Annotated in this window: 10 protein-coding genes; 9 read left to right on the forward strand and 1 reads right to left on the reverse strand. The window is 47.5% G+C overall.

The window, feature by feature from the left end; genetic code table 11:
- Window positions 1-327 precede the first annotated feature (327 nt).
- From KO501_RS09680 to tldD, 8 genes are read left to right on the forward strand one after another with little or no spacing between them, the layout of a single operon-like run.
- Window positions 328-1,371 (forward strand): rod shape-determining protein, encoded by a 1,044-nt coding sequence (locus tag KO501_RS09680; RefSeq protein ID WP_216029473.1) that lies wholly within the window; start codon window positions 328-330, stop codon window positions 1,369-1,371.
- A 41-nt stretch (window positions 1,372-1,412) separates the two neighbouring features.
- Window positions 1,413-2,291, forward strand: a complete 879-nt coding sequence (gene mreC / locus KO501_RS09685) for a rod shape-determining protein MreC (RefSeq protein WP_216029474.1) — start codon at window positions 1,413-1,415, stop codon at window positions 2,289-2,291.
- On the forward strand, window positions 2,287-2,763 hold the full coding sequence (gene mreD / locus KO501_RS09690; RefSeq protein WP_216029756.1) for a rod shape-determining protein MreD: 477 nt from the start codon (window positions 2,287-2,289) through the stop codon (window positions 2,761-2,763). The genes mreC and mreD overlap by 5 nt, the downstream gene beginning before the upstream one ends.
- Before the next feature lie 10 nt (window positions 2,764-2,773).
- Complete coding sequence (locus KO501_RS09695; protein ID WP_216029475.1) at window positions 2,774-3,355, forward strand: Maf family protein; 582 nt, start codon at window positions 2,774-2,776, stop codon at window positions 3,353-3,355.
- Window positions 3,352-4,818, forward strand: a complete 1,467-nt coding sequence (rng, locus tag KO501_RS09700; protein ID WP_216029476.1) for a ribonuclease G — start codon at window positions 3,352-3,354, stop codon at window positions 4,816-4,818. Before KO501_RS09695 ends, rng begins: the two co-directional genes overlap by 4 nt.
- 57 nt (window positions 4,819-4,875) lie before the next feature.
- The gene (locus KO501_RS09705) at window positions 4,876-8,694 is read left to right on the forward strand and encodes a YhdP family protein (RefSeq protein ID WP_216029477.1); all 3,819 of its coding nucleotides are present in this window, start codon (window positions 4,876-4,878) and stop codon (window positions 8,692-8,694) included.
- A complete protein-coding gene (locus KO501_RS09710; RefSeq protein ID WP_216029478.1) occupies window positions 8,687-9,514 on the forward strand; it encodes a carbon-nitrogen hydrolase family protein in 828 nt (275 codons plus the stop codon). Before KO501_RS09705 ends, KO501_RS09710 begins: the two co-directional genes overlap by 8 nt.
- A complete protein-coding gene (gene tldD, locus KO501_RS09715; protein WP_216029479.1) occupies window positions 9,504-10,946 on the forward strand; it encodes a metalloprotease TldD in 1,443 nt (480 codons plus the stop codon). The genes KO501_RS09710 and tldD overlap by 11 nt, the downstream gene beginning before the upstream one ends.
- A gap of 76 nt (window positions 10,947-11,022) precedes the next feature.
- Here the strand turns inward: tldD and yjgA are convergent, their stop codons facing one another.
- Window positions 11,023-11,577 (reverse strand): ribosome biogenesis factor YjgA, encoded by a 555-nt coding sequence (yjgA, locus tag KO501_RS09720; protein WP_216029480.1) that lies wholly within the window; start codon window positions 11,575-11,577, stop codon window positions 11,023-11,025.
- A gap of 71 nt (window positions 11,578-11,648) precedes the next feature.
- Between yjgA and pmbA the strand changes: the two genes are divergently transcribed.
- Window positions 11,649-12,980, forward strand: coding sequence for a metalloprotease PmbA (pmbA, locus tag KO501_RS09725; RefSeq protein ID WP_216029481.1), 1,332 nt, complete (start codon window positions 11,649-11,651; stop codon window positions 12,978-12,980).
- Window positions 12,981-13,012 lie beyond the last annotated feature (32 nt).

Here is a 13,012-nt window from a genome sequence, read left to right on the forward strand (position 1 = left end):
CGGTAAAAGTTATTCCGGTGGGATAAAAAGTCTCGCTTAAGGGAACTGTTACAAATTGCGCCGGTCTAAAGCGCATTCAGCGCAAACAAGAGCTTCGCCTTTTAAAGGTGGAAAATACAAGCAGTTTGATGTTTTTTTCATCGCTTTTTGCTGCTTGTAAACGCCGGTGATATCAGAAGCAGCATTTTATCTCCTTGAACGGGGTATTTGCTTGCTGAAACTGGCCCTCATTGTTAAAGTGTGCGGATATTTATCTTCATTTTGCAGTCACGCCAAAAACCATACCTATTAACGGTGTGCAGGCGCAATAACAGGAACTGGCATTTCATGTTTAAAAAGCTTCGAGGCATGTTCTCCAACGACTTGTCCATCGACCTCGGAACGGCAAATACGCTCATCTACGTTAAAGACCAAGGTATCGTGTTGAATGAACCTTCGGTTGTTGCCATTCGTCAAGAGCGGGCTTCTGGCCCTAAAAGTGTTGCCGCAGTCGGTGCAGATGCCAAGCGTATGCTAGGGCGTACCCCTGGTAATATCCGTGCAATTAGACCGATGAAAGACGGTGTTATAGCCGATTTCTTCGTCACAGAAAAAATGCTTCAGCATTTTATCAAGCAAGTGCACGACAATAACTTTCTTCGTCCCAGTCCTCGGGTACTGGTGTGTGTGCCTTGTGGCTCTACCCAAGTAGAACGTCGGGCTATTAAAGAGTCTGCACTTGGTGCGGGGGCACGGGAAGTCTTTCTTATTGATGAACCGATGGCCGCAGCCATTGGTGCAGGTTTACCTGTTTCTGAAGCCACAGGCTCCATGGTAGTGGATATCGGTGGTGGTACCACAGAAGTGGCCATTATCTCTTTAAATGGTGTGGTGTATTCCTCTTCGGTACGTATTGGTGGTGATAAATTTGATGAAGCCATCATTAATTATATTCGCCGTAACTTTGGCTCATTGATTGGTGAAGCCACAGCCGAGCGTATTAAGCACGAGATTGGCGCCGCTTACCCAGGTGATGAAGTGCGTGAAATCGAAGTGCGGGGTCGAAACCTTGCTGAGGGTGTACCTCGAGGGTTTATTCTTAACTCAAATGAAATTTTAGAAGCGCTACAGGAACCCTTAACTGGAATTGTTTCTGCGGTTATGGTTGCTCTTGAACAATCGCCGCCGGAATTAGCGTCAGACATTTCTGAAAGAGGCATGGTACTGACCGGTGGTGGTGCATTGCTAAAAGATCTCGACCGCTTGTTGATGGAAGAAACAGGTATTCCTGTTGTCATCGCAGACGATCCATTGACTTGTGTAGCGCGGGGAGGCGGTAAGGCATTCGATATGATTGACCTTCACGGCGGCGACCTGTTCAGCTACGAATAAACAATACTGACGGGCAACCTTAGGGTTGCCCTGCTGTTTTTATGGATACCATATTCTCTCGCGGCCCCTCCCTGAATCTCCGGCTAACTATGGCGCTGGCGATGTCTGTGATCCTTATTTTTGCCGATCATAAACTCGATGCATTTCAATCGTCTCGGGTTTACATGAACTCCCTAATGAGTCCTTTGCAATACTTGGCAAATTTACCCAGTCTTATGCTAAATGCCAGCGCTCAGCGTTTAACTTCCCATGAAGATTTAGTAGCGGAAAACCGGCGTCTTACCAATCAGGTTTTATTGATGCGTGAGCGTTTGCAACGTTTTGAACTGCTGCAATCAGAAAACGTCACGTTACGGAAATTGCTAGATGCGCCGGTAAACACGGCGATGAAAAAAACCGTGGCAGAGTTAATGGCGGTGGACAATAACCCCTTTAGTCAACAGATTGTGATAAACAAAGGAGCCATCGATGGCGTTTATTTGTCGCAAACCGTGTTGGATGAAAGGGGCATTGTGGGGCAGGTAATGGAAGTGGGCACCACCAACAGTCGAGTGGTGCTAATTACAGATGTCACCCACGCCATACCCGTTCGCTCGGCGCGTAATGATATTCGATTTATTGCCAGTGGCACGGGCTCGTTAGACGAATTACTGTTAGAACATGTTCCCCATAGCGTTGATGTGGAAGTAGGGGATATGTTGGTGTCATCAGGGTTAGGCGATATCTTCCCTGAAGGGTATCCAGTGGCTCAGGTTACCCAGGTTGTCAGAGACGAAAGCCGCCCATTTGCGAGTGTGACCGCCACACCATTAGCTAAGCTGGATCGGCTGAAGTACTTATTGTTATTGTCACCGAGTTCACCACAAACCTTGCCTTCATCAGAGCCGGTGCTTCCACCTCAGGAGCCCCAGCGTGATTAAAACCCGTCATCCGGTAATCGCCGCAACCATTATTATCGCATTGGTATTACAAATTATGCCATTGCCGATTCAAATTGATACCTACCGACCGGATTGGGTACTCATCGTATTATCTTATTGGTCTATGGCCTTGCCCCATCGGGTCAATGTGGGGGTGGCGTTTGTTACCGGTATTGCCATGGATATTCTGTTAGGTACGGCATTGGGGATCCATTGTTTTGCCTTAAGTGTGTCTGTGTATACCTTGGCCGCCAACTACCAACGGCTGCGCAATTACTCTGTGTGGCAGCAAGCAATTATTATCGGCCTAATTAGCGCTCTTTATCACGCCGTCCTTTTTTGGTTACAGCACCTATTAACAGGTATTCCCTTCCAGTTAAGTTATTTATGGCCGGTGGCCAGTTCCATGGTGCTATGGCCGTGGATTTTCTGGCTGCTACGAAAAGCCCGGCGACAACTTAACATTAGCTAGCGGGGGCAACATGGCTAAAGAATTGGTGCTGGCATCAGCATCCGCACGACGTAAAGCCTTACTCACACAAATCGGCGTAGCTCATCGACAATTCCCGGTGGACATCGACGAATCGCCCAGACCAGATGAATCCCCCCACGCTTTGGTAACGCGATTGGCAAAAGAAAAAGCCATGGCCGCGTGGCAGCGCCTGGCAAACGAACCCAACGAGCGGGTGGTATTGGCCAGTGATACGTTAATCGCCTTTAACGGCAAGCCGCTGGGGAAACCCGCAGACAGGGATGACTGTTTTGCCATGTTGCGAGCATTGTCAGATAACCAACACGAGGTTCTTACTGCCGTGAGTGTTTGTGATGCAAATACGCAGAAAAACCTGTGTGTATGCACAAAGGTGTACTTTGCCCCTGTCACCGACGCCCAGATTGCCGCATACTGGGAATCTGGTGAGCCTGCAGACAAGGCAGGCAGTTACGCAATTCAGGGGGCTGGCGGACAGTTTGTTCGCAAGGTCTCAGGCAGTGTCAGTTCAGTCATCGGGTTGCCATTATATGAAACCCGTTGTCTGTTAGAAGAATTTGGGATTATATCGTGAGCGCAGAACTGCTAATTAACGTTACGCCGTCGGAATCTCGGGTAGCACTGATTGAAAACGGCATCCTCCAAGAGATCCATGTTGAGCGTCATACTAAAAAGGGGCTGGTGGGCAATATTTATCGTGGCAAGGTCAGCCGTGTTCTACCGGGTATGCAAGCGGCTTTTGTGGATATAGGCCTAGATAAAGCCGCCTTTTTACACGCGTCGGACATTCTAATTAATAACGAAGTAGCCGATGAAGTAAACAGTACTTATATCCAAAAACAAGATATTAGAGAGTTGGTTAGGGATGGACAGGATATTGTCGTGCAGGTGGTCAAAGACCCCATTGGTACGAAAGGTGCCCGTTTAACCACCGATATCACGATCCCATCACGTTACCTGGTGTTTATGCCTAGTGTTACCCACGTAGGGGTAAGCCAACGTATTGAAGATGAAGCCGAACGAGAACGCCTTAAAGCCCTTGTTCAAGAATACTGTGATGAGGATGGTGGTTTCATTTTGCGTACTGCCGCAGAAGGGGTTAATCAAAATGAACTGTCTTCTGATGCGGCTTTTCTTCGCCGACTTTGGAATAAAATACAGCAGCGAATGAAACGCAAAAAATCCAATGTGCTGTATGAAGATTTGCCCTTAGCACGACGCGTGATTCGAGATTTTGTAGGTACAGAATTAGATCGAATTCGAATCGACTCGAATTTGTCGTTTCAAGAATTGCGAGAGTTTACGGCCGAATACGTGCCCGAATTGCAAAGTAAGCTGGAATACTATCAGGGCGAGCGGCCTATATTCGATTTGTACGATGTGGAAAACGAAATTCAGCGCGCCCTTAGTCGACGTGTCGATCTTAAATCCGGTGGCTATTTGATAATAGATCAAACCGAAGCCATGACGACCATCGATATTAATACTGGCGCCTTTGTGGGTCATCGGAATTTAGAAGAAACCATCTTCAATACCAACATAGAAGCGACCCTAGCCATTGCCCGACAGCTTCGGCTGCGTAACTTAGGCGGTATGATCCTAATCGACTTTATCGATATGTCGGAACCGGACCACAAAAGACGTGTCTTAAATAGTCTGGAAACAGCCACCACCAAGGATAGGGCAAAAATTAACATCCATGGCTTTACCGCTTTGGGTCTGATAGAAATGACACGGAAACGGACACGGGAGAGTCTTGAACATACATTATGCGGTGAATGCCCGGTGTGTAAGGGCCGTGGTTCGGTTAAAACCATCGAGACCATTTGTTTTGAAATAATGAGAGAAGTGGTAAGGGTTAACCGAGCGTACGACGCAGATATGTTTGTCATTTATGCATCACCGAGCGTTGCAGAAGCGTTGCTAGGTGAAGAATCTCATGTTCTGGCAGAGCTGGAAGTGTTCGTGTCCAAGCAAATCAAAGTGCAGACTGAACCGCTTTATAACCAGGATAAATATGACGTAGTGATGATGTAGGGCGGTATTTATTCAGTGACAAAAACAGGTAAGGTAGCTACATACCTGGTAAAAAAATTGTGGTTGCTATTGGCAATCCTTCTGGTGTTGTTTGCTGTTGCGCTAAGCGCGATGCGTTACGCCCTGCCTTATGTCGACCACAATAAAGACCTATTAGAAAACTACGTAAATGACAAATACGGCGTTGAACTTCAAATAGGCAGCGTGCGGGCGAGCTGGGAAAAGCAAGGCCCCAGTATTATTCTCAGTCATGTAGCCCTAGCCAGTAACGATTCTTCCCCGGTGGCACTAGAAATTGACACCGTGCATATGCAACTGGATTTCTGGGAAAGTTTGCGTTCGCGCATGCTCTCTTCAAATGTGTTTACCCTCGAATCTGTCACCTTGGAAGTGGATGCAGATCGCCTCGATAGCGCTGGGGAAAGTGACTTTCCTGTGGTTGATGCGTTAAAAAGCCTCTTTTTAGAACAGCTTCAACGTTTTTCCCTTCGCGAGGGCGATGTGACTATCGTGCGGGGTGGTAAGCGGGAGGTGTTGCAAGTTGAGTCACTCAATTGGATAAACGCCGATAGTCGACACCAAGGCACAGGTGCAGTGCGGGTTAAAGAACTGGCAAACAACTCTGCTTCGTTTATTTTTGATCTTACCGGTTCGCCGGATGAATTAAACGGTGTGCTGTATGCCAAAGCCGAAGATTTGGATATTTCGCCCTGGGTCAGTGGCATGTTGTCTACCCGTCGACCGCTAAAGGAAAGTCGTGCAAATTTCGAGATTTGGGCTGAAGTACAAAACAGTGCATTTAGTGCGCTATATACCGAGTTCCATGACAGTAAGTTAGCCTGGGGCGACGAAGACTCGGTGATCTTTCATTCAGGGATCAGAGGCGGCAGCATTCAAGCATTGCCGGTGGGCGACGCCTGGCATTTTCGAGTCGACCAACTGATTTTTGATTCTAACGATCAAAGTTTAATTACCGATTTGGTTGGTACAGTAAACCAGCAGGGCGATATTCTTGTTAATACCGTGAAGCCTGCGCCGGTGAATCCTTTTCTAGTGCTATTACCCCTGTTCACCGATGATACCGCCGATGACAATGTGCGTGATCTTAATCCCACCGGAGAGTTGGCGACGTTACAGTTACAATGGAAATCCAAGGGCCTAGAACTGGCGGCCAAACTTATTGACGTAAGCTGGCAACAAGATGGAAAAATACCCGGTTTTGACGCCATTGATGCCGAGATTTATTGGCACAAAAATCAAGGCGTAGTGACATTAGCTGCCGATAATGCCCAGTTGAATATTACCCAATTACTGCCAGAAGATATTCCTTTTACCCATATGGGCGCCAAGGTGTATATCTTCAAAAATGTGCCAGACAACAACTGGTATGTACAAAGCGATGACTTGGTCGTTGATTCGCCGGTGTTGTCGCTAAATTCAGAATTTAGTTTAAACGCTAGTAGCAAAGATTTATCTCTGCGCATAGACATTGCCGAGCGGCCTGTTAAAGGCATTGAGAATCTATTACCAGCGCCTTTGATGGGCACGCAAACCACCGCTTTTTTAAAGCGCGCTATTGTGGGGCCCGGTAACATAGATAAAGCCACCATACTATGGCAAGGAAAAGGGAGCGACTTTCCCTTTGCTAATAACGAAGGGATTTTCCAGACGAAGGTTAGTGTGTCTGACAGTACCTTTATGTTTTCCGATAAATGGCCCGCATTAGAACAACTTGATCTTACCTTACTGTTCGAAAATGGCGGCCTTACCATGACAAGCCCGGGCGGGCAGCTCAAAGATATTGCCGTATCAAACATGGTTGCCACCATACCGGCATTTAAAAAGCAGTCCAAATTGGTGATTACCGCCCACGGTGAGGGCAGCGGGGATGACGTCGCAGCGCTGATGCTTGATAGCAGTTTATCGGCGTCATTAGGTCGAGTACTAGATAAAGACGTGGTGGTTGAGGGCACCGTTGCCGCCGATTTACACCTTGATATTCCCTTTGACGGTAGTCATGTGGTTGCCAGTGGTACCGCCTACTTAAACGATAACCGCGTGTATGTTGCCAGTACTGATATGACTTTTCAGCACACCGCTGGTGAAATCAGCTTTGAAAACCAGAAAATTAATGGGTCGTCGTTAAGTGCTGAATTACTGGACCAACCGGTGTCTCTTTCTTTTCAATGTGGCAGTGAAGATGAGGCTTATTTGGTCAACATTAACCTCGATGGACACTGGGATGCCGCCCCGTTGATAAATCATTTTAACCCAGGCTATAACGATTACATCGACGGCACATCCGATTGGCAAGCCGTGGTTGCATTGCGTATTCCTAGCGACGGATTTAGTTATCGGGCGACGGTATCCGCCCCCTTAGTAGGGCTTAGTTCTCGCTTACCGGCACCCTTGGCTAAACAACGTGATGAAACAGTGTTGCTTAACATTGTTAGCGAAGGTGATGAGCAGGCGTCGACTATCCACGCCAGTTTAGGTGATGAGGTGCGCTTTGAAGGGGTGCTTCCCCATCAGGAAAAACAATTTTCCCGTGCTCACCTAGCGTTGGGTGAAAGCGATTTTGTGGGTATGGGCATTGGGTTTAGTGTGTCGGCCACCCTTGATACTGTGGATACCTCTAAATGGTACGATGCCATCTCGTTATTGATCAATGGTGCAGGGGAGTCGTCTAACACCGACAAGCCAGGGCTATTTTCCGTCCCAGAACGGGTATTTATTACCGCGGATAACTTGATTGTCGCAGGACAGCAGTTACACAACGCCAATGTTACCGCAAAGCAGAGTAACAACGATTGGCTTCTGGAAATCAATGCGGTGGAAGCCCGAGCCTCGGTGAATTTTTATCACGATTGGTTAACTCGAGGAGTATCGGTAGAAGCCGATTACCTGCGTTTTGAAGACTGGGCACCGAGTACCACTGAAGCTTCAGAAAGTTGGGACGCCGATACCCTACCGCCGCTGTATTTTCATTGCTCCTCTTGTCAGATTGCAGACAAAGAATTGGGTGAACTCACCTTGGATGTAGCAAAAGCAGACGATGGATTTGCTATTCGCCAGTTTAAAGCTGATAGCAAACATGGGCATATTTCTGCGATTGGCAAATGGCAATATCAAGGGCAACAAAATATTACTTCGTTAGATGGCACGATCAAAAGTAATGACGTGGGTAAACTGTTATCGGCTTGGGGCATGCATAGCGGTATAAAAGATTCTGGCGCATCCGTACAATTTGATGTTAACTGGGCTAAATCCCCCATGGATTTCGACGTGGAAAGCTTGGCTGGTAACGTAGAGTGGTCTTTGTCTGATGGCTACTTAAGCGAAGTTAGCGACAAAGGGTCACGTATATTCACCATCTTTAGTTTGAACTCGTTAGTTCGCAAATTAAGTTTGGATTTTAGGGATGTATTTTCTAAAGGGTTTTTCTACGATGGTATGAGTGGCAGTTTGTCTATTGAGCACGGCAAGGCCTACACCGATGACACCTCTGTGGACGGTGGTGCTGGGGAAATGAATATCAACGGTTATACAGACTTGGTAACCAGCCAGCTAAATTACAACGTAGAATTTACTCCTAACGTGACAGGGAATTTACCCATATTGGTGTATTTTTTGGCAACGCCGCCCACTGCGCTTGCCGCGCTGGCCTTAGACAAAGTACTAACGTCAGCGAAGGTGATTTCCAACGTTAATTATCACGTTTCCGGCACCTTAAGCGAACCGGTTATTGAAGAAATGGGTAGAAAGAGCAAAGAAATTAGTTTACCAACTCAAACCACAACAAATGAGACCTCCGGTGCGAATACCATCACCGAGCAGGGATCAAAACAGGAAAGCGGGGAGGACATAAATGGTTAATGCGGTTGCACTGCAAATGACATCGTCACCGGATATAGAAGAGAATCTACGTTTTGTAGAAGAAAGCCTAGCCCAGCTTCCCCACGATGAGAAGTCCCCTTTTTTGGTGGTACTGCCTGAATGCTTTGCCTGCTTTGGTACCCGTGACGGTGTATTACTGGACGTGGCCGAACCGAAAGGCGATGGGCCAATTCAGCAGGCGTTAGCTAAACTGGCAAAAACCTTTGGTTGTTATCTTGTGGCGGGCACTATTCCACTGGCATGCGACAGCGACGATTTATTTACGGCCTCTTGTTTGTTCTATGGTCCAGAAGGGCAACTTCTGGCTGAATATCAGAAAATCCATATGTTTGATGCGGCGGTGAATGACACGACCCGAGCTTACCGTGAATCAAAATATACACAACCGGGAGAAAACGTGGTGGTAGTGGATACACCATTAGGTCGGATTGGCCTTGCGGTGTGTTATGATGTTCGTTTTCCGGGCTTATTCACTGCCATGGGAGATGTGGATATTCTCGTTCTTCCTGCAGCTTTTACACAGCGAACCGGCGAAGCACACTGGACAACGCTGGTACGCAGCCGAGCAATCGAAAAACAGTGCTTTGTTGTTGGTGCTAATCAAACCGGTGTTCATGCTAACCAAAGAGAGACATATGGCCATAGTCTTATTGTGTCTCCTTGGGGAGAGGTACTTGCTGAACGTAAAACCATGCCGGGTATGGTATGCGCGTCGTTGGATATAGCAACACGGGCGACCCTTAAAGCCAACATGCCAGTGAGTGAACACAACCGATTCAGGAGCCATTTTGTTAAATAACGTTAAAACCCATTTATTGTCCGATTCCGGCTTAGATCTGACATCGTTAGAGAAAGCACTGGGACAGATTTATCATCACGATAATGATTATGCTGATTTGTATTTTCAGTCCAGCCAGCATGAAAGCTGGGTGTTAGAAGACGGCATTATTAAAGAGGGTAGTTATAATATTGAGCGCGGCGTTGGCGTAAGAGCTATTAGCGGTGAGAAAACCGGTTTTGCTTATTCAGATGAAATTAGTGAACAGGCGTTGCTTAACGCCTGTAAAGCCGCGCGTACGATTGCCCCTGAAGGTGGAAAGCACCATGTGGCTGGCCTACAAGCGACTTCCGTTGAAGCCCGCTACAAGGCTAATAACCCGTTACTGGCCATGGAAGATGCGGAAAAAATCGCCTTATTGCGAGCCGCAGATAGCTATATCCGTGCAAAAGAGCCTGGAATTAACCAAGTCGTGGTGAGTTTAAGTGGGGTGTACGAAGAAATACTGGTTGCCGCCACTGATGGCACCTTAGCGGCAGACATTCGTCCTTTAGTTCGGTTAAATTGCTCTGTACTTATTGAAAAGGGTGAACGCCGGGAACGGGGAAGTGCAGGAGCCGGTGGTCGACACGCTTACAGTTTCTTTTCTGCTGACAAAGACGGTAGACCTTACTACGAAGTGCTGGCTGACGAAGCCTTGCATATGGCCCGGGTGAACATGGAAGCGGTGGCGTCACCAGCCGGTGCTATGCCGGTGGTGCTAGGCAATGGCTGGCCTGGTGTGTTGCTACACGAAGCCGTAGGACATGGACTCGAAGGGGATTTCAACCGTAAAGGGGCTTCCACCTTCAGTGGCCGTATAGGCGAGCGCGTAGCGGCTAAGGGCGTAACTGTGGTGGATGATGGCACCATGCATGATCGCCGAGGTTCATTGTCGGTAGACGATGAAGGCACCCCAACTCAGCACAATGTGTTGATTGAGGATGGCATACTTAAAGGTTATATGCAGGATAAAATGAACGCTCGTTTAATGGGCGTAAAACCCACGGGGAATGGCCGACGTGAGTCTTTTGCTCATTTACCCATGCCACGGATGACAAACACCTACATGATGGCAGGTAGTCATGATCCCCAAGAGATTATCGCCTCTATCGACAAAGGCATTTACGCACCCAACTTTGCCGGCGGACAGGTAGACATTACCTCGGGTAAATTCGTGTTTTCTAGTGCAGAAGCCTATTTAATCGAAAATGGAAAAATTACCGCACCGGTAAAAGGGGCCACACTGATTGGAAATGGCCCAGAGGTGATGCAAAAAATATCCATGATCGGCAATGATGTGGCGTTAGATCGCGGTGTTGGTGTATGTGGCAAAGATGGCCAGTCTGTGCCTGTCGGAGTGGGACAGCCCACACTGAAAGTGGATGAGCTAACCGTAGGTGGTACGGCTTAATTAGCTTGCGATGTATCTTTAGCATTAAAAAAAAACGCGCTTATTATAAGCGCGTTTTTGTTTGCTTAAAAAACCATTATTCGCCGTGATGGATCACGTCTTTGAGGTACTGGAACAATTCTCTGAACGCCTTTGGCGGGGCATTTTTTTCTTGTTCCTTTTTTATTTGGCGATGAAACTGCCTGAGTTTCTGTCGGTTTAATGCCGGGTGTGCCTCAATTAGCCGCTGAATCCCATCATCACCTTCTTGAATAATGGATTCTCGGGCTTTCTCCAATTCATGAAAGGCGGCATTGGTGGCCTGATGAGTCATGGAGAGCTTCGCCAGCGCGGTTTCAATATCCGTGGTATCGCGATGGCGCATCAGTTTACCAATAAACTGTAATTGTCTGCGATAGCCGTCTTTTTTGCGGTTGATAGCTTGGGCGATGGTCACCGCTTTTTCCAGTTCCTCATCAAGGGGGATGGTCGCGAGATGGGCGGGGGTGAGATTCACCAAGCTTTCACCAAGTTTTTGTCGTGCAGCCGACTGACGTTTTAATTCAGTTTTACTGACAAAATCCGCCTCGTCATCTTGCTGGATATTCTCAAATAAGTTTTCTTCGTCAGAATCACGCTTGTTGTCGCTCATTGGGCACTCATAAATGTTACAATGCAATATTCGGTTATTGTGACATACACACAGAAATAGCGAAACTGACTATGCAAATAGAAAAGCAAATAGCTCAAATTCAGAACATTGTCGACGACGTACTAAAAATGGCATTAAGTAAAGGTGCCACACAGGCTGAGGCCAGTATGTCGAAGGTTCAAGGCATCGCGGTTTCCTCCCGCATGGGCGATGTAGAAAATGTAGAATTTAATAATGACGGCGGCCTAGGTATTAGTGTTTACGTGGGAAAACACAAAGGCAGCGCCTCTACGGCAGATCTTAGTAAAGAAGCCCTGGCCCTTACTGTGGCAAAAGCGGTGGATATTGCTCGCTATACCAGCGAAGATCCTTGTACCGGTTTAGCCGACGAAGATCTTATTGCCACTGAATTTCCTGATTTAGATTTATATCATCCGACGGTTCTTGACCCTAAAAAGGGTATCGAGTTGGCCATAGAAACAGAGCGTGCGGCCATGGCATACGATGCACGTATCACTAACTCGGACGGTGCGTCGTACAACGCCAATATGGGCATGCGTGTGTACGGAAACACCCACGGTATTAATACCGGTTATCCAAGCAGTCGCTATAGCCTTAGCTGCATGATGATTGGCGCCCAAGATGGTGATATGCAACGGGATTACGCCTATACCGTAGACCGCCAGGCGCATAAGCTAAAAACTCCCTTAGAAGTAGGGCAGGAAGCGGCCGAGGCGACGGTATCACGACTTGGCGCCCGTAAAATAGCAACCGGTAAAGTACCGGTATTATTGCATCGTGATGTGTCTTCATCGTTGTTTGGACACTATGTTAGTGCGATTAGTGGTGGCAGTCTTTATCGCCGTTCGTCGTTTTTGCTGGATAAATTGGGTCACCAAGTCTTCCCTGAATGGCTGAACATCGAAGAGAAACCCCATTTAAAAGGGGCCTTGGCAAGTTCGAGTTTTGATGCTGAAGGTGTGGCCACAAAAGATATGACCATTGTAGAAAATGGGTGTCTGGCTCATTATCTATACACAACGTACTCGGCACGTAAGCTCGGTGTGGTTTCCAACGGTCATGCTGGTGGTATTCATAATTGGATTATCGGTGATACCGGACAATCTGATGCCGAACTCTTAAAAACCATGGGTACTGGCTTGTTAGTGACTGAGTTAATGGGGCAGGGCGTGAATACTGTTACCGGCGATTACTCGCGTGGTGCAGCCGGTTTCTGGGTAGAAAATGGTGTTATTCAATACCCTGTTCATGAGGTGACTATCGCCGGGAACTTGTCTGATATGTTTGCCAACATTCAAGCCATTGGCGCAGAGCGGGATGTACGAGGCGGTGTGCAAACCGGCTCAGTACTCTTAAGCGAAATGCGTGTTGCGGGAAATTAATTAGCCGTTAGCAACATTAAGTGAAAAATAAA

The sequence above is a fragment of the Alteromonas sp. C1M14 genome (genome assembly GCF_018860965.1).
In the GTDB taxonomy this organism is placed as follows: Bacteria; Pseudomonadota; Gammaproteobacteria; order Enterobacterales; family Alteromonadaceae; genus Alteromonas.

Coding starts and splice junctions, on each gene's coding strand:
- KO501_RS09680 (WP_216029473.1), top strand. CDS start 328: ATGTTTAAAAAGCTTCGAGGCATGTTCTCCAACGACTTGTCCATCGAC.
- mreC (WP_216029474.1), top strand. CDS start 1,413: ATGGATACCATATTCTCTCGCGGCCCCTCCCTGAATCTCCGGCTAACT.
- KO501_RS09695 (WP_216029475.1), top strand. CDS start 2,774: ATGGCTAAAGAATTGGTGCTGGCATCAGCATCCGCACGACGTAAAGCC.
- KO501_RS09710 (WP_216029478.1), top strand. CDS start 8,687: ATGGTTAATGCGGTTGCACTGCAAATGACATCGTCACCGGATATAGAA.
- yjgA (WP_216029480.1), bottom strand. CDS start 11,577: ATGAGCGACAACAAGCGTGATTCTGACGAAGAAAACTTATTTGAGAAT.
- pmbA (WP_216029481.1), top strand. CDS start 11,649: ATGCAAATAGAAAAGCAAATAGCTCAAATTCAGAACATTGTCGACGAC.